We start from the raw sequence: 24,036 nt of genomic DNA on the forward strand, positions 1-24,036 counted from the left end.
TCCGAAATGGACGTGCTTGCCGGGTGCTTGCAAGTGTGGCGGTGTTGATGCCGCCCCCGGCCACGGGCAAGATTGCCTCCGAGAGGTCGAGCTCAGGAGGCACACATGGTTTCACCCACGGCACGGCTGGCCGCAGCGGCGTCGAACGTCGTGGGGAAGGTGCTGCACGGCGGTGTCGCCGACCTGCGCCCGATGCCCCGGGTGCTCATCGACCAGGGCCCGAACCGCTCGCTGTACCGGATGACTCACAGTGGCGCGCCGGTGTCGGGGCCGCCGATCCTGCTCGTGCCGCCGCTGGCCGCGCCCGCGCTGTGCTTCGACCTGCGCCGCGGCTGCAGCCTGATCGAGCACCTCGTGGAGGCCGGGCGCAACGTCTACCTCGTCGACTACGGCAACGTCGCGTTCTCCGACCGGCGCCTCGGCATCGAGCACTGGATCGACGAGGTGCTGCCGCGCGCGATCCGCAAGGTGAGCGAGGACGCGGGCGGCGAGGGCGTGCACCTGGTGTCGTGGTCGCTGGGCGGGATTTTCTCGCTGCTGGTGAACGCCGACCAGCCCGAGCTGCCGATCGAGTCCGTCACCGCCATCGCGTCGCCGGTCGACTTCGCGGCGATCCCGATCGTCGCGCCGTTCCGCCCGCTCGTCGACCTCACCGGCGGCCACCTGCTCACGCCGGTCTACCGCGCGTTCGGCGGCGCACCGTCCTATTTGGTCAGCCGGGTGTTCCGCGCGACGGGCATCAGCAAGGAGATCACGAAGCCCATCGCGATCCTCAAGAACCTCGACGACCGCGACTACCTCGCGCAGATCGAGGCCGTGGACCACTTCATGGACAACATGTACGCCTACCCGGGCCGCACGTTCGGGCAGCTCTACCACCGCCTTTTCCGCACCAATGACCTCGCCGAAGGCACCGTCGACCTCAACGGGCGCAAGATCAGCCTGTCGGACGTGAAGGCTCCGGTACTCGTCGTCGCGGGCGAGAACGACACGATCGCCCCGCAGCCTTCGGTGGAACGCGTGGTGCGGCTGCTGGAAAACGCGCCGGAGGTGCGCTTCCGCACCGCGCCTGGTGGTCACCTCGGTGTGCTGACCGGGCGCAAGGCGCGGGGCACCACGTGGACTTATCTGGACGAGTTTCTCGACGACCGCATCTGACGGCAAGCAAAGGGGCACCGGGCTGACCCGGTGCCCCTTGTTGACTTAGACCGCCGGCGCCTGACCGTTGCGGGCGGAGATCCAGTCACGCACGTCACGCTGTAGCAGACCGCGCAGGGCGAGGCCCGCGAAAACCAGCGGCAGCACGCCCGAAAAGCCGCTGCTGATCAGCGTCACGATGCCGTTGATGATGATCACGGCCTCCACCACGATGGCGGTCACGAACGCCCACTGCTTGCCTTGCGGGAGCACGATCGCGCAGGCGGCGAGGGCGATCGCCATCAGGATGTTGACCACCACGATCACCAGCAGCACCCCGGCAAAACCCCCGGCGGAGGCGCCCGCGACGGCTCCGATCAGGATCGAACCGAGCACGCTGAAGGCGACCTGGATCCACATGAAGATCCGCGCCTGTCCCAGGCCCTTGGGCGGGCCGTACTCCCCAGGATTCGTCATGCCGCGAAGGTTAAGGCAAACACGTCGAAATCTATCGGCAGGAGATCAATCCGATATTCCGGACCTAAGACGCTAATTACGTGAGGAGTTGGAGAAAAACTCACCTGAGCGCGGTGAGTGCCTTTTCCAGTGCGTCGAGCGCGCCGAGGGCGTCGCTGTAGCAGTTGGGGAGGAAGTAGACCGAGCCGTAGAGGTGGTTGGCCTTCGTGTCGGGCAGCGTGGTGAAAGCCGTCTGGCTGAACAGTTCCGGGCCGAGGTTGGCGGGCTTGTCGGCATTTCGGTCGGGGAAGGTGCATGCGCGCGCTGCAACGGGTGGCATTGCCGGCATGAAACCGCCATTGGGCGGATACGAACCCCGCTCAGTCGCAGTTCCGTTGCGACCGGGCGGTGTTTCGTTACGCCCCAACCTACTTCAACTGCGCCGACGTCTTCCCCAACACCCGCCGAGCCACGATCAGCTGCTGAATCTGCTGCGTCCCCTCGAAGATGTCCAGTATTTTTGCGTCCCGAGCCCACTTCTCCAGCAGCGATTCCTCCGTGTACCCGTACACGCCGGCCAGCTCGACGCACTTCAGGGTCACGTCCACCACGGTCCGGCCGGCCTTGGCCTTCGCCATGGAGGCCTGCAGGGAGTTGGGCTTGCGGTTGTCCGCCATCCACGCCGATTCCAGTGTCAGGAGGTACGCGGACTCGAAGTCGGCCTCCAGTTCGAGCCAGGTGGCGGCGGCCGGGTGCTGCGGGGGGCGGTCGTAGTCGATCGTGACGCCCGCGGACGACAGGATTCGGCGGGTCTCCTCCAGGGCGGCGCGGGCGACGCCCACCGCCATGGCCGCGACCAGCGGCCGGGTGTTGTCGAACGTCTGCATGACGCCCGCGAAGCCCTTGGCGGTGTCGATGTCCGGCGTGCCCAGCAGGTTCTCGCGGGGGACGCGGCAGTTTTCGAAGCGCAGCACGGCCGTGTCGGACGCGCGGATGCCCAGCTTGTGTTCCACACGAACGACTTCGAAGCCCGGCGTGCCCTTCTCGACCACAAAGGACTTGATCGCCGCGCGGCCCTTCGTACGGTCCAAAGTGGCCCAAACCACCACGGCATCCGCGCGCTGTCCCGACGTCACGAAGATCTTCTCGCCGTTGAGCACGTAGTCGTCGCCGTCGAGGACAGCGGAGGTGGTGATGGCGGCGGAGTCGGAGCCGCAGTCGGGCTCGGTGATGGCCATGGCGGCCCACAAGCCGGAAAAACGGGAGAGCTGCTCGTCGGTCGCGACGGAGCTGATGGCCGCGTTGCCCAGGCCCTGGCGTGGCATGGACAGCAGCAGGCCGACGTCACCCCAGCACATCTCGATCGTGCCGAGGACGACGTTGAGGTTGGCGCCGTTGCGGTTTCCGTCGCCCGCCGAGTCACGAGAGCGGCGCACGCCCGCCGCGCCGGCGCCGCCCTCGCCGGAGGAGTTGAGGCCGTCGAGCAGGGCGGCGAACATGTCGAGCTCGGCTGGGTAGGTGTGTTCGGCGCGGTCGTACTTGCGCGAGATCGGCCGGAACACTTGGGCCGCGGCCTGGTACGCCTGGTTGATCAGCGTGCCGGCCTTCTTCGGAACTTCGAGGTTGATCATCGAAAAGCCTTTCTAGAGGAGGACGGCGCCTTCCATCACGCCGATCGCTCGCAAGTCCCGGTACCAGCGCTCCACGGGGTGCTCCTTCACGAAGCCGTGTCCGCCCAGCAGCTGCACGCCCGCGTTGCCGATGCGCATGCCCTTGTCCACGGCCAGCTTGCGCGCCAGCGCGGCCTCCCGCGCGTAGTCCTTGCCCTGCTCGGCCCGCGCCGCCGCGCGCAGCGTGACCAGGCGCAGGCCCTCGAGCTCGATGGCGATGTCGGCGACGGAGAACGCCACCGCCTGCCGGTGGCTGATCGGCTCGCCGAACGCGGTGCGCTCGTTCACGTACGGCACCACGTAGTCGCGCACGGCCTTCGCCGTCCCGGCGGCGAGCGCCGCCCAGCCCAGCCGCGAGAGGCGCACGACCTCGGTGAACACGTCGGGCTTCCCGCCGCCCAGCAACGCGCCAGCCGGCAGCGCGACCTTCTCCAGGTGCAGCTTGCCGGTCGCGGCGCCACGCAGGCCCATCGCCGGCTCGGCCTCCACGGTGACCCCCGCCGACGACGATTCCACGAGGAACAGCGCCGGGCCGCGGCCTTCGAGATCGGCCGAGACGAGGAACAACTCTGCCTCCGCCGCACGCGGGACCAGCGACTTCACGCCGTCGAGCTGGTAGCCCTTCGGCGTGCGTTTGGCCTTCGTGGCGGGCTTGAACGGGTCGAACAGCGGCGTGCGCTCCAGCAGGGCCAGCGCCGCCGCGGGCACCTGGGCGCCGGCGAACGCGGGCACGTAGTCGGCCTGCTGCTGCTCGTCGCCCCAGGCCACGAGCGCCGTGCTCACCGCGGACGGCGCGAGCACGGACACGGCCAGGCCCATGTCGCCGTGCGCGAGGGCCTCGGCGACGAGCGCGTTGGTGACGACGGAACGCTCGGTGCCCGCCCCGCCCAGCTCCTCGGGGATGCCGACGAGGCTGATGCCGAGCTCGGCCGCACGCGTGAGCAGGCCTTCGGGCGCCGCGAGCTTGGCGTCGGCGTCCGCGGCGGCGGGCCGCAGCTGCTCGGCGGCGAACTCGGTCACCGTCTCCGCGATGAGCTGCTGGTCTTCGCTGGGCGTGAGGTCGAACAGCCCGGTGTCCTGCGCGGGGGCCAGCCGCGCGGGTTTGCCGAGCCGCCGCACCGACTTGAACGACCGCGTGGCCGCCCCCGCCGCGCGGAAACCGTTGCGGGTGCCCGCTTTGACCAGGTTCTGCACGGGCCCGCGCAGCCCGGCCCTGTCGATCACGCTGCTCCCGGCCAGCCGGGTGAGCGCGGCCAGGCCGAAGCCCATCGCGTCTCGTTTCCTCGCCGCAGCCATGTGGCCTCCCCCTCGGGTTACCTACTCGCGAGTAGGTTAGCACGTGCCGGCCGACCTTGCGTGGCAGCGCGTCACCGGCCCCGGTTCGAACGGCCGAACTGCTGCGCTTCTCCGGTGAATTCGCCGGGTGACGGCAATTGCACTCGTTAGTGTGGAAACAGTTTCATGATTACCTGGGTCTCGGCACACTTCGGTGTGGAATTTCCGCCGGAATCATATGGGGAGTCATGACCGTCACTGCCGAAGATCGGGTAAAGGTCGTTTTCGAATTGTTCGATGTCGATCACAGTGGATTCTTGGAGGAGAGTGACTTCACGGCGATGTCCGACCGCGTCGAGCAGGTGGCCGACGGCTCGGGTCCCGAAGCGAAGGTGGCGCTGAGAGCCTCCTTCGCCAAGTGGTGGACCACCGTCGAGCGCGAGCTCGACGCCAACCGCGACGGCAAGGTGAGCTACGACGAGTTCACCGCGTGCGTCCTGTCTCCCGAAAAGTTCGACGACACCGTCACCGACTTCGCCCACGCGTTGTCCGCCCTCGGCGACCCCGACGGCGACGGCCTGATCGAACGTCCGCTTTTCACCGCTTTGATGCTCGCCATCGGGTTCAGCCCGGCCAACATCGACGCCTTGTTCGACGTATTCGGCCCGGACGCCGAAGATCGAATTGCGGTGTCCGTCTGGTCGGACGGCATCGTGGACTACTACCACCCGACCAAACCCGACGTCGCTGGCAACTACCTGGTGGGCTGAGGCTCACTGGTCAACGCGGCGGCAGGGGGACCTGCCGCCGCACCCAGGCCATCCGCTCGAACGCGACCAGCCCCAGCACCGCCACGGCGGCCGCGACCACAGCCACCGCCGCGGGGACGTGCTCCAGCAGCGGCGTGACCCCGAGCAACACGGCGGCGAGTACGAGGCGCTGGACGTTCCAGCTGCCGACGTTCCGCCGCCGCAACGCACTCAGCGCCACGAGGTACAACGCGAGCCCACCGGTGAGCGCCCAGATGGGCACGCCGTGCAGCGCCTCGCCGGGTACGTGGTGCGCGGTGTCGGACAGGTAGAGGAACGCCTTCTTCAGGCCCAGCGCCACGAGCACGATCCCCGCGATCAGCGGCAAGTGCAGGAACGTGTACGAGTCCGTCGCGAGCTTCGTGCGCTCCACGCCCTTCGCGCCCGCGAGCCGGTGCTCGGCGACGCGCGCGACCACGTCGAAGTAGGTCCACCACATGCCCGCGGCGAGTGCGACCCCGCACAGCGCGCAGCCGGCGATCAGCCACGTCATGGGCACCGGCCCGATGCCGATCCCGATCGCGACGATCGATTCGCCGAGCGCGATGATCACGATCAGCCCGAACCGCTCCGCGAAATGCGCCGGCGAGTTGAGCCGCCAGCCGGCCGGGCCGGAGAAGTAGACGTTCACGTAGTCCACGGTCAGCGCGACCACCCACAGCACCAGCTGCCACGGCCCGGCGAGGAACGCCGCCAGCACCAGCAACCCGATGCTCGGCACCAGCCCGCGCAACATCCGCAGCAGCACGCGCTGCAACTCCGGGTCGTGCCGCGCCGCACCCAGGTACGCGACCTCGTGCAGCACTCGCACGATCGCGTAACACCCGACGAACAGCAACGGCCCGTCCAGCCCACCCGGCCGATCCGTGAACGCCTCCGGCACCGTGAGCGAAAGCAGGAACATCACGCCCATCGCCCCGAACATCGCGAGCCGCGCGATGCCGTGGTCCACGTGGATCGTCGTGCCGAGCCACGCGTAGCAGCACCAGCACCACCACAGCACCGCCAGCACCAACAGCCCCTCGACAACGCCGAGGGGGCTCAGGTGGTCGGCCATCAGCTGGGTCGTCTGCGTGATCGCGTACACGAACACGAGGTCGAAGAACAGTTCGAGCGTCGACACCCGATGTCCTTCGTCCGCCGTGACCAGATGCAGTCTTCGTCCGGTGGGCACTCGGCATGCTCGCACGCGGATGCGGTGAGGGGGAGCGATTTCGCCGAGAGCTTCTTCAGTACTCCAGCACCGCGTGCAGCAATGCCGTCAACTCAGCCTCGAATCGCGGCCGCCCGCTCACCCGCCGGGTTCGCGTGAGGTCGTTGGCGATCGTCAGCGCCGCGTGCACCCGGATTTTCGCCTCGCGGGCGGGCAGGGTGGGCGAGATCGTCGACAGCAGTGTCACCCAGGAGTCCACGTAGTCCCGCTGCACGCGCAGCAGATCGGCCTTGTCGCGGTCCGGCATGGTGACGCGGTCGGCCGTGAAGGAGACCAGTAGCTCGGGCGTGTGCAGGAGCGTGTGGACGTACGAAGCCGCCAGGCGGCGCAGTGCCGTGCGTTCGTCGGGGGCGCGCATGGCTTGCTCGGCGGCCAGGGCGAGCCGGTCCGCCGCTCGGTGTCCGATGGCGACCATCAGGGCCGCTTTGCTGGGGAAGTGCCGGTAGACGCTGGGTCCGGCGATCCCGGCCGCTGCACCGATGTCCTCCATGCTCACCGCGTGGAAGCCGCGTTCGGCGAACAGTGAAGTCGCGGCCGCCAGCACCTGTTCGCGGCGGGAAGGCGTGCCGAGACCGTCCCGAACCGGCTCCACGACGCCTGCCGAAGGGATTGTGCTGTTCAACACAGCCGTGGCCAGCTCGACGAGCAGCGGAACGAATCGGCGACGGGCCACCGTGGTGTGGTGCACAGCCACGCTGCCGAACACCGACAGCGCGCCCCAGCAGAGAAACTCGGCGTCGTCGAGAGCCAGCGAAGGGCGGACTTCCAGCAGCGCCTTCGTCCACGCGTCGAGCACCGCACCCGACCGCCGCCGGATCTCCCGCCGCTCGTCGTGTGGCAGATGAGGGCCTTCCCAGCGCCACAAAGCAGCGATCTCGCGCCGTTCGACAGCCTGCGTGGCCAGCCCCGTCAGCAGCACTTCCAGCTGGTCAGGCCCACCCGACAACGCCGACGCGGTGACCGCCTCCATGTCGTCGATCCCGGCCAGCACGACGTAGGCCAGGATCGCCTGCTTGTCCGCGAAGTGCCGGTAGAGGGCCGGCCCGGTGACGCCCGCCGCGGCCGCGATGTCGTTGATACCGACGCCGTGGAAGCCGCGCGCGCGGAACAGCCCCGCGGCGACCGCGGCGAGCTGGGCCTTGCGGTCGCGGGGGCGCGACCCGCGGGCTGGAGTACTCATGGTGAACCGACGATAGCGCTAATCGGAACACGGGCAACCCATTGACACCATCGGGTTCGCCAGGCATATGTTAATGGGCATTAGCACCCATGGCTCGGTATGCTCGGCCGTGAGATACACCGAAGTGTCCAACCACGCCGCTGCGCGGAGGAGTGTTCAGTGAGTAGCGAGGCCTACATCTACGAGGCGATGCGCACGCCTCGAGGTAAGAACAAGGGCGGTGCCCTCCACGGCACCAAGCCGCTCGACCTGGTGGTCGGGCTGATCGAAGAGCTCAAGGTCCGCCACCCGAACCTCGACCCGCAGGTGATCGACGACGTCATCCTCGGCGTCGTGTCCCCGGTGGGTGAGCAGGGCGCCGACATCGCGCGCACCGCCGCCCTCGTGGCCGGCCTGCCCGAGACCGTCGCGGGTGTGCAGCTCAACCGGTTCTGCGCGTCGGGCCTGGAAGCCACCAACATGGCGGCCCAGAAGGTGCGCTCGGGCTGGGACCAGCTGATCATCGCCGGCGGCGTGGAGTCCATGTCCCGCGTGCCGATGGGTTCCGACGGCGGCGCGCTGTTCATGGACCCGACCACGGCCTACGACGAGTACATCGTGCCGCAGGGCATCGGCGCCGACCTGATCGCGACGATGGAGGGCTTCAGCCGCGAGGACGTCGACCGGTTCGCGGCCTGGTCGCAGGAGAAGGCCGAGGCGGCCTGGTCCGGCGGCTACTTCGCGAAGTCCGTGGTGCCGGTGAAGGACATCAACGGCGTGACGATCCTCGACCACGACGAGCACCGCCGCCCCGGCAGCACCGTGGAGGGCCTGGCGAAGCTCAAGCCGGCGTTCACCACGATCGGCGACATGGGCGGCTTCGACGCCGTCGCGCTGCAGAAGTACCACCAGATCGAGAAGATCGACCACGTCCACACGGGCGGCAACTCCTCGGGCATCGTCGACGGCGCGGCCATCGTGCTCGTCGGCAGCGAGCAGGTCGGCAAGACCTTCGGCCTCACGCCGAAGGCGCGCATCGTCGCCACCGCCGCCATCGGATCGGAGCCCACGATCATGCTCACCGGCCCTACGCCGGCCACGCAGAAGGTGCTGAAGACCGCGGGCCTGACCCCGGACGACATCGACCTGTGGGAGCTCAACGAGGCGTTCGCGTCCGTCGTGCTCAAGTGGCAGAAGGACCTGCACCTGCCGGACGAGAAGGTGAACGTCAACGGCGGCGCGATCGCCATGGGCCACCCGCTCGGCGCCACCGGCGCGATGCTGGTCGGCACCGTGGTCGACGAGCTGGAACGCCGCCAGGCGCGCCGCGCCCTGGTGACCCTGTGCATCGGCGGCGGCATGGGCGTCGCGACCATCATCGAGCGGGTGTGAGGGACCACTGTGTCTGATCAAAAGCTGGCTGAAAGCAAGACCATCCGCTGGGAGAAGGACGCGGACGGCATCGTCACGCTGACGCTGGACGACCCCAACCAGTCGGCCAACACCATGAACTCCGCGTTCCGCGAGTCGCTCGGCGTAACTGTCGACCGGCTCGAGGCGGAGAAGGACGACATCACCGGTGTCGTGATCACGTCGGCCAAGAAGACGTTCTTCGCCGGTGGCGACCTGCGTGACCTGATCCAGGCCAAGCCGGAGCAGGCCGAGGCATTCACCGCGTCCAGCACGCTGATGAAGAGCCAGATGCGCCGCATCGAGCAGCTGGGCAAGCCGGTCGTCGCGGCGATCAACGGCGCCGCTTTGGGCGGTGGCCTCGAAATCGCGCTGGCGACGCACCACCGCATCGCGGCCGACGCGAAGGGCAGCCAGATCGGCCTGCCCGAGGTCACGCTGGGCCTGCTGCCCGGCGGTGGCGGCGTCGTGCGCACGGTGCGGCTGCTCGGCATCCAGAGCGCGCTGCTGAACGTGCTGCTGCAGGGCACGCGCCACAAGCCGCGCAAGGCGCTGGAGCTGGGTCTGGTCCACGAGGTCGTGGACACCGTCGAGGAGCTGGTGCCCGCCGCCAAGGCGTGGATCAAGGCCAACCCCGAAGGCGGCGTGCAGCCGTGGGACGTCAAGGGTTACAAGATCCCGGGCGGCACCCCGTCGAACCCGAGCTTCGCGGCGAACCTGCCCGCGTTCCCGGCGAACCTGCGCAAGCAGCTCAAGGGCGCGCCGATGCCCGCGCCGCGCGCGATCCTGGCCGCGGCCATCGAGGGCGCGCAGGTCGACTTCGACACCGCGATCAAGGTCGAGACGCGTTACTTCGTAAGCCTGGCCACCGGGCAGGTCTCGAAGAACATGACGAAGGCGTTCTTCTTCGACCTGCAGTCGATCAACTCGGGTGGCTCGCGTCCGGACGGTTTCGAGAAGTACACCGCTCGCAAGGTGGGTGTCCTCGGCGCCGGAATGATGGGCGCTGCGATCGCTTATGTGTCAGCGAAAGCCGGCATCGACGTCGTGCTCAAGGACGTCTCGCAGGAAGCCGCCGACAAGGGCAAGGGCTACGCGGTCAAGCTCGAGGAGAAGGCACTCTCTCGGGGCAAGACCACGCAGGAGAAGTCCGACGAGCTGCTCGGCCGCATCAAGGCGACCGGCGACGCGGCCGATTTCGAGGGCGTCGACTTCGTGATCGAGGCCGTGTTCGAGAGCGTCGAGCTCAAGCACAAGGTGTTCGGCGAGATCGAGAGCATCGTCAACTCCGACGCCGTGCTGGGTTCCAACACCTCGACCCTGCCGATCACCACCCTCGCCGAGGGCGTGAAGCGGACCGAGGACTTCATCGGGATCCACTTCTTCTCGCCGGTGGACAAGATGCCGCTGGTCGAGATCATCTGCGGTGAGAAGACCTCGCCCGCGACGCTCGCGAAGGTCTTCGACTACACCCTGCAGATCAAGAAGACCCCGATCGTCGTCAACGACAGCCGCGGCTTCTTCACCTCGCGCGTGATCGGCACGTTCATCAACGAGGCCGTCGCCGCGCTGGGCGAGGGTGTCGAGCCGGCGTCGATCGAGCAGGCGGGTGCGCAGGCCGGCTACCCGGCGCCGCCGCTGCAGCTGATGGACGAGCTCACGCTCACGCTGCCGCGCAAGATCCGCGTCGAGACGAAGGCCGCGGTCGAGGCCGCCGGCGGTACCTGGACGCCGCACGCGTCCGAAGCCGTGATCGACCGCATGCTCGACGAGTACGACCGCAAGGGCCGCTCCACCGGCGCCGGCTTCTACGAGTACGACGAGAACGGCAAGCGCACCGGCCTCTGGCCCGGCCTGCGCGACGCCTTCAAGTCCGGCACCGGCGACGTCCCCTTCGAGGACCTCAAGGAGCGCATGCTCTTCGCCGAGGCGCTCGAAACGGTGAAGTGCTTCGACGAGGGCGTGCTGACCACGGTGGCCGACGCCAACATCGGCTCGATCTTCGGCATCGGCTTCCCCGCGTGGACCGGTGGCGTGATCCAGTACATCAACCAGTACGCCGGTGGGTTGCAGGGCTTCGTCGACCGGTCCCGCGAGCTGGCTGCGCGGTACGGCGACCACTTCCTGCCGCCGGAGTCGCTGGTGGCGAAGGCCGCCAAGGGTGAGATCTACGAATAGGCTCTAAGCGCTGATCGAGAGGGGCTCTTTTCCGGATCCGTCCGGGGAAGAGCCTCTTTCGTTGTCGGCTACGGAGTCGTTGTCGGGCACCAGGTCCAGCCGGATGGTGTAGCCGAGGAAACGGGCGTACATCAGGAACTCGCACAGCGCCAAGTCGTGCGCGGTCGGGCTGTACTCCAAGGTCCAGATGTGGATGGGGCTGGTGCCGAGGGCCTCGGCGAGGTCGGTGCGCGAGCGGCCGGCGGCCATGCGGGCGCGGCGGAGTTTCTCTTGCAGGCGCCGGGGTTCGGCCATCGCGTCGGCATCGGGGTCCGGGGTCGTGAAGTCGGTGTGCGGCATGCGTTCGCGCCAGGGCAGGGGACGTTCGGCGGGGTCGTCCTCGATGACGAGCAGGCGGATGGCGCAGCCGAGTTCATGGGCGTACTCGGCGAACCGCTGGGCGCTCTTCGAGTGCGGGGCGCGGAACCACCATCGCGCGGCGGTGACGCGGCTGGGGAGGCCGGTCATCTCTTGGATGTTCGAGAGTGTCCAGCCGCGGGAGTAGCGGACTTCCTCGAGCCGCGCCCGTGCGACCTCGATCTGTTCCGTCAACGAATCCATGACCACCGCCCAGTGACTTGTCCTGACGAGTTGCCATACGGTGACACACCGTGGGGCAACTGGTCAAGACAAGTTGATGAGTGGCAGGATGTGCGCATGGTGGATCGCAGAAGCGGCATACCTGCGTTTCGGCAGGTTGCGGGGGATCTTCGCGACAAGATCGCGGCAGGTGAATACGCGCCGGGTGAGCAGTTGCCCAGCGAGCGCGAGTTGGTCGACACCTACGGTGTGTCGCGGCCGACCGTTCGGGAAGCGGTGAACATGCTGCGCTCGGAAGGTCTGGTGACCTCGGAGCATGGGCGCGGAGTGTTCGTCCGCCCGCCGGCGTTGGTGCAGGAGCGAGTCGCGACCACTCGGCTTTCCCGTGCTGCCCGGGAAGGCGATCGTGCGGCGTTTCGAGCTGATGCCACGGCTCGCGGTCTCACTCCTTCCGCGTCGGTCGAGGTCAGGTTCGAGCGCGCGGATTCTCGGGTCGCGGCGAGGCTTGCGATCTCCGAGGGTGCCGAAGTGACTGTGCGGGACCGCGTGATGCGCGCGGATGATCTGGTGGTCCAGCTTGCGGTGTCAAGGCTGCCTCGCGGGCTCACCCGTGGCACCGTGATCGAGAAACCCGACACCGGGCCCGGCGGGACGTATGCGCGTTTGGAGGAAGCCGGACATCTCCTCCGCTCGTTCACCGAGCAGGTCGGAGCGCGCATGCCTTCGCCGGGCGAAACCTCGTTGTTGCAGCTCGCCGACGGTGTTCCCGTCATCACCGTCACCCGGGTGGCCTACGGAACCGACGGGACACCACTCGAAATGAACGACATGGTTCTCGCCGCCGATCGGTACGAGCTGTCGTACGAGTGGCCCGCCGACTGAGGATTCGCTCGGTTGGCGGCAGAAATGCCGGGAGTCCTGTCGGTGGTGGATGCGAAAATGGTTCATGACCACGACGACGCCCATCGAGGAGCGCGACCCGCTGGCGTTCGCGGGGTCCGACAAGCTGGTGAAGCTCGTCGGCGCGCTGTACCAACGGCCGCGGATGGGGGATCTGCCGCGGTCGTTGCACTCGGCCAACGTCGAGTGGGAGCCCGGCTACCAGCAGGAACGTGCGGGCCGCAAGGGTTTGCCGATGGTCTGCCTGGTGGGTCCGGCCGAGGGTGTGCTCGAAGAGTTCAAGCGGCGGCTGGGCACGGCGCGGCCCAGCGGCGGCGTGCGGTACGCGTACCTCCCGCTTGACCAGCGTAAAGACACCGAAGGCCCCGCGACCGCGGCGAGCGTCCACGCGATCCGCGACATCCTGTGGGAAGCGCGCACCGAGTTGCTGCGCAGCCCGCGTTCGCGGGGTTCCGGCCTGAGGTTCGGGCTGTTCACGCTCGTCGTGCAGCTGATGGCCGAGAAGCTGCCCGCGTCGGATCCGCCGGAGCGGACGTTGCTGCGCAAGCTGCAGGACAACGGCTTGCTGGTGCGGTTCCGCTCGGCGATCGAGAACGTCGGCAAGGAGCTGGTGCCCTCCAACGACGCGTGGAAGTACCCGTTGCTGGTGCTGCGGTTGCTGACGATGGCGACGTTCCGGCTCGCCGTCACCGGCCGCGTGCCGCTGCTTTCCGGGCGGTACCGCTGGTTCCTGCGCCAGCCGCACCTCGCGCCGGAGATGTCGGGTAGCTTCGTGCGCTTCGCGGTGCGCCTCACCGACGGCGAGTGGCAGCAGGAGTCGCCGGAGTTCGTCGCGCGGCTGCTGGTCAACGCGTTCCTCGAGGACCTGCGCCGCGGCTACCGGCGGCCGTTCTTCCGGCGCCGGCGGATGACGTACCCGGTACTGCTGCTCGACCACGTCACCACCACCAACGGCGGCTACCGGCTGCTGGAGCTCATCAACGACGTGCGCAACCAGACGGGCCTCTTCGACCCGTTGCTGGTCGTCAGCACGAGCGACGCTCCTCCGCCGGAGGACCGGCCGAACCCGGACCGTCCACGGTGGACCGCGGCGGACGCGGGCGACGCGTACCGCTCGTGGCAGCACGAGCTGCTGCGCGACCGCCGCGCCCGCGACGCCGCCGCGTGGTACCTGCCGATCGGCCTCGACCCCGGCACGCCCGAGCAGCGGAGCCGGGCGCGCAAGCACTTGCAGTCGCTGGGGGACACGTATGTGCTGCGCCGTAGGCAGTCGAGTCCGCCTTGGTGGGCGACGCGGTGGATGCGGCTGGGGGTGCCGCTGGTGATCGTCGCGCTGGTCGCGAGTTTCGTCGCCGTGCGGTACGAGGATTTCCGGACCAGCCACTGCGGCACGTCGAGCGAGTGGCTCACGTGGACGGGCACCGAGTGCGTGGGGATCTCCGACGGCTCGTTCTCGGTGTACCAGCCCGCCGACGACACCATCCGCCAGGTGCTTTCCGTGATCACGGACCAGAACCGGCGCGCGGCCGAGCTGCACGGCGCGCACCCGGAACGGCCGTACATCACGCTCGTCGACCTCGAAGCGCTGACCTCGTCCAACGGCACGCCCGAAGGTCTCACGGCGGAACGCGAGTCGCTGGAAGGCGTCGCGGTCGCGCAGCTTCGGCAGCTCACCGCGACGGCGACGGCCGACCCGATCGTGCGCGTGCTCGTGGCGAACGGCGGGCTCGGAATGCGGCAGGGCGTGGCCGTCGCGCGGCAGCTGAGCCGGATGGCCGAGCAGGACCGCAGCATCGTCGGCGTCGTGGGGCTGGACATGAGCAGCCTGCCGACGCAGCAGACCATCCGCGCCCTCGGCGACGCCGGGCTGCCAGTGGTGGCTTCGACGCTGTCGGCCGACGGGCTCGCCGACCAGAACCCGGTGTACTTCCAGGTGGCGCCACAGAACCGTCGCGAGGCGGCGGTGGCCGCTGCCTTCGCTGCCACCCGTCCGGGCCCGCGGGTGTTGCGCGTGTACTACTCGGACGACGATTCCGACACCTACAGCACCAATCTGCGCGACGATGTCATGAAGTCCTTCGCGGACAAGGGGTTTTCGGTCGAGGCCCGGGCTTTCTCCCCGGACGGCGGGCAGCAGGCGCCTTCTTCGCATGACCGCTACCGTGAACGCCTCGTCGGCAACGCTGCCGCGGCCGGCCGGGACACGTGCTCCTACAACGGTTTCGTCCTCTTCGCCGGCCGCGGCGTCCCGGACTTCGGCGACTTCGCCACCGGCGCCGCCCAGTGCGGCAGCACCGCCACGATCCTCGGCGACGACGACGTGTCCCGATACGTCGCCGACCAGGTGGCGCGCGAGCAGAACCGCGCGCTGCCGTACTACTACCTGTCCTTCGCCAGCGAACCGGCCACCGACCCGCAAGGCCTGGCGCGCGACTTCTACACCACGCTGGACCGCACGCTGTTCCCGTTCGAGCAAACAGAACGCGGCCGCTCGTTCGACGGCCACGCCGCCCTGTCCTACGACGCCGCGCTGGTGATGATCACGGCAACGGCCTATTTGCGCGAGACGTCCGCAGACATCCCTGTGACGCCGGGCGCGGTGTGGCGCGAGATCACCGCCATCCACACCTCCCGCCCGGACGATCACCAGACCAACAAGTACATCGAAGGCGTGACCGGCACCATCGACTACGGCGGCGACATCGGCCGGCACGTCCCGGAAGCCAAGCCCGTCTCGGTCCTGCGGGTCGAGGGTGGCGAGGTGGTGCGGGGGTTGCAGGGCTTCTGCGGAATGGCGGCGGGGCGGACGTCGGACGCGTGGTGTCCGGCGGATTCGTGAGCGCTACTCGGAAGGCCAGTGACGAACGTAGGCTTCGGGCAACGTGGTGTCGCCTCGGAGCTCGACGTTGTGAATGTTCAGGCGGGGCAAGGTGAGCCCGTGTTCGTCGATGGCGAGGTCAACGGTGTCGAGGACGCAGTCGATCAGCCAGATCATCCGCTCGTGAGCCTTGTACGGGGTGATCGCCCACCGACACCGGGTGAATCGCACGTCTTCGAAGACGAGCCGCGGCCTGCGTTCTTTTTCGGACCACGGATCCTCGATCGAGTCGAAGTCGAGGCGGGCGTCGGTGAACTCGATCTTCTCGAAGCGGACGTCGCCTGGGCGCAGCGCCATCCCGGAGAAGTCCACCAGTTCACCCAGGAACCGGCAGCGGTAGAAGTCGACGGGGCGTCGGCCGACGCGCCAGCCGGAACAGTCCAGCTCCCGGCCCGTGAACTCAGCGCCGACGAACTCGGCGCCTCCGTGGAACTGCGCGAACTCGAACGTCGATCGGTCGGATTCGAACGAGGCGCCGTGGCAGCTGAGCTTGCCGGTGAAGCTGGTTCGTTTGAACGTGGTGAGCTCGCCCGCGAACTCCGCCCGGTCGAACACCGCTGAGCCGCCGAACTCCAGATTCGAGAAGTCGGCGTTGTCGAACCTGACCTCGGTGAAGTCGAAGGTGAGCTCGTCTCGCCGCCAGGTACCGCGGAAGCTCAGCCGTTCTCGGAATGTCCGGAGGATTGCTTGCTGTACCTCGGCTTCGTCGGCTGAGATCTCGTCCGGTGCCAGGCGCAGGTACCCGCACAGGACGTCCACGCACACCTGACGCTTGTCGATCCAGTCGTCGGCCAGGCCGGCGAGAGAGTAGACGGCGGTCAGGCGCACCGCGGGGCTTTCGTGGGCCAATTGCTCGGCGGCTTTGCCGAGGCGTTCGTTGAACCTCTGGACGGTCTCCCGTTCGTCCTTCTCGACGGCGAGCTGGTGCTCGTCCTCGGCCACCCGCTGCTTGCGGTAGTTGACCGCGAGCAGCACCACGCCGCCGAACCCCGCGACCACGGACAGGGCGATCTTCGTGAGGTCGAGGAACTGGTCGACGCCGAACGCGGCCGTGCTCGGCAACCGCGGCCAGCCGAGAAACCAGAGAAGACCACCGAAAGTCACCGCGGCGACCGCGAGCCCGATGATCAACCACACGATCACGGACAGCGCGATCCTGCCACGTCGTCGGCTCAGGGACGGCACGAGGAGCTCGGCGAAATCCACCAGCGCGGTCCGTACCGAACGGCGGCGCGCGAGGACCGCCACACCCAAGAGAACAAGAACGGCGATGAGGGTGTAGCGAAGCCAATCGGACACGATGGACGAGATTAGCCGTTATCGAACAGGCGGATGCGCGGGCTCACCTCACCGGGCGGTACCGGAGGTCCATGGCCAGCGCCGGATCGCCGTCGTGGATGCGGGCCCAGCGGACGGGCGCCGTGCCCGGGCTGTCGAACAGGCGCACGCCCTCGCCGAGCATGACGGGCGCCAGGTGCACGCGGAACTCGTCGATCAGGCCGAGCTCCAGGCATTGGCGCGCGATGTCCTGGCTGTGGATCTCCAGGTCCTTGCCCTTCGCGGCGGCCAACCCGATCTCCACGGCCTCGGCGAGGTCGCAGTCGAGGAAGGTGATGCCGGCATCGGGGACCGCGTCCTCGGGGTGGTGGGTCAGTACGAACACCGGGCCGGTCCACTCGCCGCCGTAGGGCTGCTTGCTCGCTTTGCCGGGGAAGCGTTGTGCGAGGGCGTCGTAGCCGCGGCGGCCGCCCAGGACGGCGCCGAGGGTGGCGATGGCTTCGTGGTGGGTGGCGGGGCTGACTTTGATGCCGGACATCCAGTCCATCGAGTGGCCGGGGCCGGCGGCGAAGCCGTCGAGCGACATCATGAGGTGCCAGCGCACGTTGCCCATGGGGGCCTCCGTTCGTTTTCGGTGTGCCCGTATTGACCGGCGGGCACCCGAAAACTCATCGGCCGAGCATCCACCTCACGAAGTCGAAGAACTCCTTGGCGTAGAGGTGCGGCTCGTCGGCGGCCGCGGCGACCTCGTCGACCCAGCGGTACACGTCGGCGTAGCGCGGGAGCCGGTCGGCTTCGTAGGCCTGCAATGCCGATGGCACGTCCGCCTGCGTCAGGTGGTCGGCGAGCACCAGGGCGTCCTCGATGCCCAGGGACGCGCCCGACGTGATGTGCGGGGAGACGGCGTGCGCCGAGTCACCGGCGAGGGCGACGTGGGCGGAGACCCAGCGCGACTGCAGCGGCAGCGCCATCACGCGGTTGCTGACCACGCGGTCCTCCGGTGTCGCCTCGATGGCTTCGCGCAACGGGAACGGCAGCCGCCGTCGTAGAGGTGGTCGACGCGGGCGAGAGCTTCCTCCTTCGCGGAACGCGTGGTGGGCGGCGCGCCCAGCTGCGCGAGGACCCAGAACGCCGTGCCGCCGCCGCTGCGGACCACGCCGCCGCGGGTGCGTTCGCGGCCGACGACGAAGCGTTCCACGGTGATTTCGGGGATCGCGCTCTCCGCGACGATCCCGCGCCACGCCAGGTGGCCCGGGTACTCCTGAGCGGCCGAACCGGGGGAGAGCTGCTCGCGGACGCGCGAGTACACGCCGTCGGCGCCGACGAGGAGGTCGGCTTCCTCGGTGGAACCGTCGGCGAACTCCACGGTCACGCCACCGTCGTGGTCGCGGTAGCCGGTGACGCGGGCGCCGGTGCGCAGCTCGTCGGTGGTCAGCGCGGCGGCGAGCAGCTCGTTGAGGCGCTGGCGGGTGACCATGAGGTAGTCGACGTCGGCGAGGTCGCCGTAGTACTCGTCCATGACCTGCCCGGCCGGGTCCTGGTAGCGGATCGCGCTCGGCACGCCGGCCGCGCGGATCTCGCCGCCCACGCCGAGCCGGTCGAACACCGCGAGCGCGTTGGCCCACAACCCCAGCGCGGCGCCAACGCCGCGGATCTCGGATTCCTGTTCGCACACCAAGGTTTCGAACCCCGCCCGCCGGAGTGCGAGCCCCGTCGTCAGCCCGACAACGCCGCCCCCGGCCACCACCGCTCGTTTTCGCACGCGCCACATCTTCCTCGCGGAAAGGGCGCCGTGACAACCCGGAAGAGGTGTCACAAGATCAGCGGTCCAGACCTCGTCCGATAAAGGTCAGGTTCTGTTTCCTGGCAACGGATTCCGTGTCTTTCCGTGTAGTTGTTCACGGTTGTAACACTGCACGGAAATTCGTCGACAAGGCGGCGCACGGTCTTTTTTCGAGGAGGCACAAGGTGTTGCGTAAACTGGGTTTGGTCCTGGCCGCCGGACTGCTGGTCGCCGGCTGCGGTGCGGCACCCGCCCCGACCGGAACCGGCGGCGTAGTCCCGCCGGTCACCACGGCATTGCTGCCGACCACGTCCGCGTCGCCGGTAACAACTTCCGAGACGCCAACGTCCGCTTCCGTGCCGACTTCCGTGGCGCCGGAAACCACCACGTCCCAGGTGGCGGCTCCGAAAACCACAGCGAAAGCCAAGACCACTCCGAAAACCACGGCCGCTCCGCCGAAAACCAATTCGGCCGCCTGCAGCGCGGACTACTACCGCAACTCCTCAGGTGTCTGCGTACACCGCCCGTCCTCCAACCCCGCCGGTGCAACCGCAAAGTGCAAGGACGGCAGCTACAGCTACAGCCAGCACCGCTCCGGCACCTGCTCCGGCCACGGCGGCGTGCTCACCTGGATCAACCGCCCCGCGAGCTGATTTCCACAGCGGTGGGTGCCCGCCCGGCTCCTGACCGGGCGGGCCGGCGTCAATGGTGGTGCGTGACCGTGGTGTGGTGGCTGGTCGAGTGGGTGGTCGACGAATGCGTCGATCCGCTGCTGTGGCCGCGGATCGCGACGAAGTAGACGATCGCGGCCACGACGATCAGCGCGATGAGAGCCGCGATGGCGATCTTCGCCTTGCTGTAGGGCCGTTCGCCCTGGACTTCGCCGGTGCGGCCGTTGACGAGGATCCGCCAGTTCTTGCCGGCGTAGACGTAGGTGGCGACCCAGACCGGGAGCAGCATCAGCTTGAAGGTGACGTCGCGGTGCTGCGTGTTCATCGACTGCACGCGCTGCTCGTCGCCACCGATGTCGTGGCGGCAGTCGTCCTCGATGACCGGCGTCATACGACGCTTTGCTTCCTCGAAGCCGGATTCGGCCTCGATGTCGTAGCGCAGCGCGAAATGCCCGGCGAGGAACTGCGGCTGATACGGCTCGGCCTGCTCCAACGGCCACGGCGCGAGCTTGTCGAGTTCGTTCGAGGGCAGCTGGGTACTGCCCGGCACGAGCACGTCGTCGAAGAACCGGGCAACCTGGCCGCCCGCCGGGTACCAGCGCGTGTGCCGCACCCGGCGGGTCTTCTGCTGCCCGTTGTCGTAGTAGGTCTCGGTGACCCAGTAGTGCTCACCGCGCTGCCCGGAGTAGACGGTGTCCGTCTGCGAATCGTAGGTCCAGTGCGGGATGTAGGTGCCCTTGGTGGACTCGGCCGTGCCGACCTTCTTCAGCGCGTTCGGCGCGAACCAACGCGAGTTCGTCCACTTCTTCAGGTGCGTGCTCACCGCGCCCTTGTCGAACTGGAACGGCAGCACGCCTTCGGGCACGAGCTGCCCGGACGCGTGCGCGTCGATCACCAAGGGGGCACCGCAGAACTGGCACAGACTGGCCGTTTCGTTCGTCTCGGTGGTGGCGCCGCAGCGCTGGCACTTGAAGACGTACTGGCCGATCGTGGCGATCGGTTTGCGGGCCAGGTTGGTCAGGTCGGCGAACGCGATCTCTCGGATCTGCCGGTCGCCCGCCGTGATCTCCTGGCGGTACCCGCAATACGGGCACTGCATCGAGGTCGACCCCGGCGCGAACTCCAGGCGGGCTCCGCAGCCGCCGCACGGGTAGGTGGTCGCGGCCGTGTTCGCCGGCGCGAACGCGGGTGGCGGACCGTACTGCGGGGGACCGCCGGGCGCGGGTGCGCCCGGAAAAGTGCCACCCGGCATGGGTCCACCGGGCATGGGTCCGCCCGGCAAGGTGCCACCGGGCATGGGTGCCCCCGGCATCGGGCCGCTCGGCATCGGGCCACCAGACGTGGGTCCGCCGGGCATGGCACCGCCCGGCATCGGGCCCGGGCTACCGGGCATGGGTCCGCTCGGCGTCGGGCCGTGGTGCGGGTAGTTCGGGTTGGTCATGGCGGCTCCCCTCCGCTGGACGAATCAGGACGGCTCAGGACTGCGGCGGCAGCGGCGGCGGGGTCGCGCCGAACAGCGGCGAGACCTCCGGCACCTGCGCGGCCGGTGTCCATTGCGGCATCCCGGACTTCCACACGAGGGTCTCCCGGGTCAGCGTGCCCGCGGAGATCTGCGGCCCGAGCTGGGCCCGGTCGAACGGGCCGAGCTGCTGACCGTTCGCCCCGAGGAACCACTGCTCGGACTGCGGCAGCGGCGGCGGCATCTGCGGCGTCGGCGCGGACGGCGGCTGCTGCTGATACTGCTGCGGCTGCTGCTGGTACTGGGGCTGCTGCTGGTACTGCTGCGGCGCGCCCTGCGGCCCCGCGGCCCGCTGGCCGAGCGCCATGCCGAGACCGATGCCCAGGCCCTCACCCGCGCCGCCCTGGTTGTTCGCGGCCGCTTCGATCGCGTTGGCGGACTGGAACTTCGTGTACTGGTCGAGATCACCGACCACGCCCATCTGGGTCCGCTTGTCCATCGCGGCCTCGACCTCGGGCGGGACCGAGATGTTCTCGATGATGAACTTCGAGATCTCGATGCCGTTGGCGTGCAGTTCGAGGTTGAGCGCGTTGGCGATCGCGCCGCCGATCCGGTCCTGCTGGGTGACTAGGTCGAGCATCGGCACCTTGGCCGCGGCGATGGCGGGGCCAAGCTTGCCGATGATCATCTGCCGGAGGTACTCGGAGACCTCCTCGGTGCGGAACTGCGGGTCGGTGCCCGCGAGCTCCTTGAGCAGCGCGACGGGCTCGATCACGCGCACCGCGTACCCGCCGAACGCGCGGAGCCGGACCATGCCGAACTCAGGGTCGCGCAGGATGATCGGGTTCTGCGTGCCCCACTTGAGGTCGGTGAACTGCCGGGTGTTGACGAAGTAGACCTCGGCCTTGAACGGCGAGTTGAATCCGTACTTCCAGCCCTTGAGGGTGGACATGATCGGCATGTTCTGCGTCTGCAGCGTGTGCATGCCCGGCGCGTAGGCGTCGGCGACCTGGCCCTCGTTGACGAAGACCGCGGCCTGCGATTCGCGGACGGTGAGCTTGGCGCCCATCTTGATCTCGTTCTCGTAGCGCGGGAAGCGCCACACGATCGTGTCACGACTGTCGTCGGTCCACTCGATGATGTCGATGAACTCGCCGCGGATCTTGTCGAAAATCCCCACGTACTGGCCCCTGTCGCCTCCGTCGTTCCGGGCGCTCCCCCGGCCCGTCGACACAGTACCGCGCGTCTCCGTCCGAAATCGGACGGGCGCCGCCGCGCCCGCGCCCGATTTGACTGCTCCATTCAGCCCAGTCCGCTAAGTCGGATCAATCACTTACCTCCCGCCCAGACCGGTCTAAGCGGTAGCGTCCCTTCCGGTACTGCGTACGACTAAACCGGGGGCACAACGTGGCTCAGACAAGCGGACGAGCGATCGTCCCTGTGCTCGCTTCGTGCGGCCTGGTCGCTTCCTTCATGCAGACCTTGGTGGTGCCGCTGATCCCGGCGTTTCCGAAGCTGCTCAACGCATCCGCGACCGACGCGTCGTGGGTCGTCACGGTGACGTTGCTGGCGGGCGCGATCATCACGCCCGTCGCGGGACGGCTCGGCGACCTGTATGGGTCGGCGCGGCGGCCGGTACTGTTCACGAACCTGGCGTCGATCCTCGTCGGGTTTTCCATGTACGCCATGGCGTTGTCGTTCCCGCAGCTGCTGCAGGCACCGTCGGCCACCGGCTACGGCCTCGGCCGGACCATGGTCCAGGCCGGCCTCTGCCTCGCGCCCAACGGCCTGGTCATGATGGCGCTCTCACCCGTCTCCGCGCGCCTGACCAACCGCCACGGCGCGCGCGTCACCCTCATGACCGGATCCGTCGTGATCGCCCTCGGTTACGTCTTCGCGATCCTGCTGATGGACAACGTCGTAGAGCTCATCACCGCGTCCGTGATCATCGGCGCGGGCGTCGGCATCGCCTACGCTGCCATGCCCGCGCTCATCATGGGTTCGGTGCCGGTGACGGAAACGGCTTCCGCCAACGGCCTCAACGCCCTCATGCGTTCGGTCGGCACCTCGACGTCGAGCGCCGTGATGGCCACGCTGCTCGCCAACCTGACCATCACCGTCGGCGCGCTGACGGTCCCTTCGCTCGCGGGCTTCCGCACGACGTTCGCGGCGGCGGCCGTCGCCGCGGTGATCGGGCTGGGCCTCACGGCCCTGGTGCCCCGGGTCCGCGCGAAGACGGCCGCACCGGAACCCGCTGCGGTCTAAGAGCTGTCCTGTAAGTCATCGGAGCCAGAGCACGATGGCGGCGATGGTGAGTTCGGCCTGGTAGTAGGCGGCGCGTTTGGCGTAGCGGGTGGCCAGGTCGTGGAACGGTTTGAGCCGGTTGAAGCAGCGTTCGACCACGTTGCGCTGTCTGTAGACCGCAGCGTCGAACGCGGGTGGTCGGCCGCCGCGGGAGCCCTTGGCTGCTCGGCGGGCGATCTGGTCATCCCGTTCAGGGCTGACGAAGGTGATCCGCCGGTTCCGCATCGCCTCCCGGGTAGAGGGGTGCGAATACGCCTTGTCCGCGATCACTGTCTCAGGCCGGCACCGCGGGCGTCCCGGCCCGTGCTGGGCGACGCTGATGCCATCCAGCAGCGGAACCAGCTGGGGGTTGTCCCCGGCCTGGCCCGGGGTGAGCAGGAACCGCATGGGCAGGCCCCGCCCGTCCACGGCGAGGTGGATTGTGGTGCTCAGCCCGCCGCGGGACCGCCCGAGTCCTTCTCCGTCGACGGCGAGGGCTTCGACTTGGTCGCTGCATCCCCTTTTTCCGGGCGCCAGCCGAGTGCTGGTGTGCTCGGACCACGCTGGAGTCGACCGAGATGATCCACTCGAGGTCGCCGACGGCGTCGTCTTTGACGATCACCCGGTCGAGGATCTTGTCCCAGGTGCCGTCTGTGGATCACAGCCGCAGCCGTTCGTGCGCGGTTTTCCAGGGCCCGTAGCGGTCGGGCAGGTCACGCCACGGAGCGCCGGTGCGCAGCTTCCACAGGATCGCGTTGATCACCTGACGGTGATCCCGCCACCGCCGTCCACCGCCTTGCACCGGCGGCAACAGCGGCTCGATCACCGCCCACGCTTTATCCGTCAACTCACCGCGACCGACCACGTCCCCAATCCAACCGGACCGCAGCTAGATCAC

21 protein-coding genes and 1 pseudogene are annotated in these 24,036 nt (G+C 68.5%); 8 read left to right on the forward strand and 14 right to left on the reverse strand.

Annotated features, from left to right (window positions below):
- Positions 1-105 precede the first annotated feature (105 nt).
- A complete protein-coding gene (locus tag AB0383_RS28855) occupies positions 106-1,158 on the forward strand; it encodes an alpha/beta fold hydrolase (RefSeq protein ID WP_364184015.1) in 1,053 nt (350 codons plus the stop codon).
- A gap of 45 nt (positions 1,159-1,203) precedes the next feature.
- On the opposite strand, the gene AB0383_RS28860 is transcribed toward AB0383_RS28855, so the two are convergent.
- The 4 genes from AB0383_RS28860 to AB0383_RS28875 all read right to left on the reverse strand — a co-directional run bounded on the left by AB0383_RS28860 (position 1,204) and on the right by AB0383_RS28875 (position 4,532).
- Positions 1,204-1,614, reverse strand: coding sequence for a hypothetical protein (locus tag AB0383_RS28860; protein ID WP_354864683.1), 411 nt, complete (start codon positions 1,612-1,614; stop codon positions 1,204-1,206).
- A gap of 100 nt (positions 1,615-1,714) precedes the next feature.
- The gene (locus AB0383_RS28865; RefSeq protein ID WP_366189014.1) at positions 1,715-1,933 is read right to left on the reverse strand and encodes a hypothetical protein; all 219 of its coding nucleotides are present in this window, start codon (positions 1,931-1,933) and stop codon (positions 1,715-1,717) included.
- A gap of 88 nt (positions 1,934-2,021) precedes the next feature.
- Positions 2,022-3,224, reverse strand: coding sequence for an acyl-CoA dehydrogenase family protein (locus AB0383_RS28870; protein WP_366189015.1), 1,203 nt, complete (start codon positions 3,222-3,224; stop codon positions 2,022-2,024).
- Between the two features lie 12 nt (positions 3,225-3,236).
- Positions 3,237-4,532, reverse strand: coding sequence for an acyl-CoA dehydrogenase family protein (locus AB0383_RS28875; protein ID WP_366189041.1), 1,296 nt, complete (start codon positions 4,530-4,532; stop codon positions 3,237-3,239).
- Between the two features lie 254 nt (positions 4,533-4,786).
- On the opposite strand from AB0383_RS28875, the gene AB0383_RS28880 reads away from it, so the two are divergent.
- Entirely contained in the window at positions 4,787-5,308 is a 522-nt protein-coding gene (locus tag AB0383_RS28880; RefSeq protein WP_364184264.1) for an EF-hand domain-containing protein, read from the forward strand.
- A gap of 10 nt (positions 5,309-5,318) precedes the next feature.
- Here the strand turns inward: AB0383_RS28880 and AB0383_RS28885 are convergent, their stop codons facing one another.
- A complete protein-coding gene (locus AB0383_RS28885) occupies positions 5,319-6,521 on the reverse strand; it encodes a low temperature requirement protein A (protein WP_366189016.1) in 1,203 nt (400 codons plus the stop codon).
- Between the two features lie 55 nt (positions 6,522-6,576).
- Positions 6,577-7,740 (reverse strand): TetR/AcrR family transcriptional regulator, encoded by a 1,164-nt coding sequence (locus AB0383_RS28890; protein WP_364184026.1) that lies wholly within the window; start codon positions 7,738-7,740, stop codon positions 6,577-6,579.
- 159 nt (positions 7,741-7,899) lie between these two features.
- On the opposite strand from AB0383_RS28890, the gene AB0383_RS28895 reads away from it, so the two are divergent.
- Together AB0383_RS28895 and AB0383_RS28900 are read left to right on the forward strand one after the other, a co-directional pair.
- Positions 7,900-9,111, forward strand: a complete 1,212-nt coding sequence (locus AB0383_RS28895; protein ID WP_364184029.1) for an acetyl-CoA C-acetyltransferase — start codon at positions 7,900-7,902, stop codon at positions 9,109-9,111.
- A 24-nt stretch (positions 9,112-9,135) separates the two neighbouring features.
- Positions 9,136-11,307, forward strand: a complete 2,172-nt coding sequence (locus tag AB0383_RS28900; RefSeq protein WP_366189042.1) for a 3-hydroxyacyl-CoA dehydrogenase NAD-binding domain-containing protein — start codon at positions 9,136-9,138, stop codon at positions 11,305-11,307.
- Between the two features lie 3 nt (positions 11,308-11,310).
- Here the strand turns inward: AB0383_RS28900 and AB0383_RS28905 are convergent, their stop codons facing one another.
- Positions 11,311-11,907 (reverse strand): helix-turn-helix transcriptional regulator, encoded by a 597-nt coding sequence (locus tag AB0383_RS28905; protein WP_364184032.1) that lies wholly within the window; start codon positions 11,905-11,907, stop codon positions 11,311-11,313.
- A gap of 96 nt (positions 11,908-12,003) precedes the next feature.
- On the opposite strand from AB0383_RS28905, the gene AB0383_RS28910 reads away from it, so the two are divergent.
- The gene (locus tag AB0383_RS28910) at positions 12,004-12,768 is read left to right on the forward strand and encodes a GntR family transcriptional regulator (protein WP_364184035.1); all 765 of its coding nucleotides are present in this window, start codon (positions 12,004-12,006) and stop codon (positions 12,766-12,768) included.
- Between the two features lie 64 nt (positions 12,769-12,832).
- Positions 12,833-15,625, forward strand: coding sequence for a hypothetical protein (locus tag AB0383_RS28915; RefSeq protein WP_366189017.1), 2,793 nt, complete (start codon positions 12,833-12,835; stop codon positions 15,623-15,625).
- Positions 15,626-15,628: 3 nt separating this feature from the next.
- Here the strand turns inward: AB0383_RS28915 and AB0383_RS28920 are convergent, their stop codons facing one another.
- Genes AB0383_RS28920 through AB0383_RS28935 form a run of 4 tightly spaced genes read right to left on the reverse strand, consistent with a single transcriptional unit; the run spans position 15,629 to position 18,704 of the window.
- Positions 15,629-16,963: a hypothetical protein gene (locus AB0383_RS28920; protein ID WP_366189018.1), complete on the reverse strand. Its 1,335-nt coding sequence runs from the start codon at positions 16,961-16,963 to the stop codon at positions 15,629-15,631.
- 43 nt (positions 16,964-17,006) lie between these two features.
- Positions 17,007-17,555 (reverse strand): dihydrofolate reductase family protein, encoded by a 549-nt coding sequence (locus AB0383_RS28925; RefSeq protein ID WP_366189019.1) that lies wholly within the window; start codon positions 17,553-17,555, stop codon positions 17,007-17,009.
- A 55-nt stretch (positions 17,556-17,610) separates the two neighbouring features.
- Entirely contained in the window at positions 17,611-17,931 is a 321-nt protein-coding gene (locus tag AB0383_RS28930) for an FAD-dependent monooxygenase (RefSeq protein ID WP_366189020.1), read from the reverse strand.
- Positions 17,913-18,704 (reverse strand): FAD-dependent monooxygenase, encoded by a 792-nt coding sequence (locus AB0383_RS28935; protein WP_366189021.1) that lies wholly within the window; start codon positions 18,702-18,704, stop codon positions 17,913-17,915. The genes AB0383_RS28930 and AB0383_RS28935 overlap by 19 nt, the downstream gene beginning before the upstream one ends.
- A 206-nt stretch (positions 18,705-18,910) precedes the next feature.
- Here AB0383_RS28935 and AB0383_RS28940 point away from each other — a divergent pair, with 206 nt between their 5' ends.
- Positions 18,911-19,378 (forward strand): DUF3761 domain-containing protein, encoded by a 468-nt coding sequence (locus tag AB0383_RS28940; protein ID WP_366189043.1) that lies wholly within the window; start codon positions 18,911-18,913, stop codon positions 19,376-19,378.
- 49 nt (positions 19,379-19,427) lie between these two features.
- On the opposite strand, the gene AB0383_RS28945 is transcribed toward AB0383_RS28940, so the two are convergent.
- Both AB0383_RS28945 and AB0383_RS28950 read right to left on the reverse strand, forming a co-directional pair.
- On the reverse strand, positions 19,428-20,837 hold the full coding sequence (locus tag AB0383_RS28945) for a hypothetical protein (protein ID WP_366189022.1): 1,410 nt from the start codon (positions 20,835-20,837) through the stop codon (positions 19,428-19,430).
- Positions 20,838-20,871: 34 nt separating this feature from the next.
- Positions 20,872-22,035: an SPFH domain-containing protein gene (locus AB0383_RS28950; protein ID WP_364184051.1), complete on the reverse strand. Its 1,164-nt coding sequence runs from the start codon at positions 22,033-22,035 to the stop codon at positions 20,872-20,874.
- Between the two features lie 227 nt (positions 22,036-22,262).
- On the opposite strand from AB0383_RS28950, the gene AB0383_RS28955 reads away from it, so the two are divergent.
- Positions 22,263-23,120 carry an MFS transporter gene (locus AB0383_RS28955; protein WP_366189023.1) on the forward strand — a complete coding sequence of 286 codons (858 nt, stop codon included), beginning with the start codon at positions 22,263-22,265 and terminating at the stop codon, positions 23,118-23,120.
- A 15-nt stretch (positions 23,121-23,135) separates the two neighbouring features.
- Here the strand turns inward: AB0383_RS28955 and AB0383_RS28960 are convergent.
- Positions 23,136-24,012 (reverse strand): annotated as a pseudogene (locus AB0383_RS28960) (IS5 family transposase).
- Positions 24,013-24,036 lie beyond the last annotated feature (24 nt).

This window comes from Amycolatopsis sp. NPDC051373, assembly GCF_040689465.1.
In the GTDB taxonomy this organism is placed as follows: domain Bacteria; phylum Actinomycetota; class Actinomycetes; order Mycobacteriales; family Pseudonocardiaceae; genus Amycolatopsis.

What these genes read in the sequence shown, in the direction of transcription:
- AB0383_RS28910 (WP_364184035.1), top strand. Translation starts at nt 12,004, where the DNA reads ATGGTGGATCGCAGAAGCGGCATACCTGCGTTTCGGCAGGTTGCGGGG.
- AB0383_RS28855 (WP_364184015.1), top strand. Translation starts at nt 106, where the DNA reads ATGGTTTCACCCACGGCACGGCTGGCCGCAGCGGCGTCGAACGTCGTG.
- AB0383_RS28870 (WP_366189015.1), bottom strand. Translation starts at nt 3,224, where the DNA reads ATGATCAACCTCGAAGTTCCGAAGAAGGCCGGCACGCTGATCAACCAG.
- AB0383_RS28905 (WP_364184032.1), bottom strand. Translation starts at nt 11,907, where the DNA reads ATGGATTCGTTGACGGAACAGATCGAGGTCGCACGGGCGCGGCTCGAG.
- AB0383_RS28860 (WP_354864683.1), bottom strand. Translation starts at nt 1,614, where the DNA reads ATGACGAATCCTGGGGAGTACGGCCCGCCCAAGGGCCTGGGACAGGCG.
- AB0383_RS28915 (WP_366189017.1), top strand. Translation starts at nt 12,833, where the DNA reads ATGACCACGACGACGCCCATCGAGGAGCGCGACCCGCTGGCGTTCGCG.
- AB0383_RS28925 (WP_366189019.1), bottom strand. Translation starts at nt 17,555, where the DNA reads ATGGGCAACGTGCGCTGGCACCTCATGATGTCGCTCGACGGCTTCGCC.
- AB0383_RS28880 (WP_364184264.1), top strand. Translation starts at nt 4,787, where the DNA reads ATGACCGTCACTGCCGAAGATCGGGTAAAGGTCGTTTTCGAATTGTTC.
- AB0383_RS28865 (WP_366189014.1), bottom strand. Translation starts at nt 1,933, where the DNA reads ATGCCACCCGTTGCAGCGCGCGCATGCACCTTCCCCGACCGAAATGCC.
- AB0383_RS28875 (WP_366189041.1), bottom strand. Translation starts at nt 4,532, where the DNA reads ATGGGCTTCGGCCTGGCCGCGCTCACCCGGCTGGCCGGGAGCAGCGTG.
- AB0383_RS28945 (WP_366189022.1), bottom strand. Translation starts at nt 20,837, where the DNA reads ATGACCAACCCGAACTACCCGCACCACGGCCCGACGCCGAGCGGACCC.
- AB0383_RS28890 (WP_364184026.1), bottom strand. Translation starts at nt 7,740, where the DNA reads ATGAGTACTCCAGCCCGCGGGTCGCGCCCCCGCGACCGCAAGGCCCAG.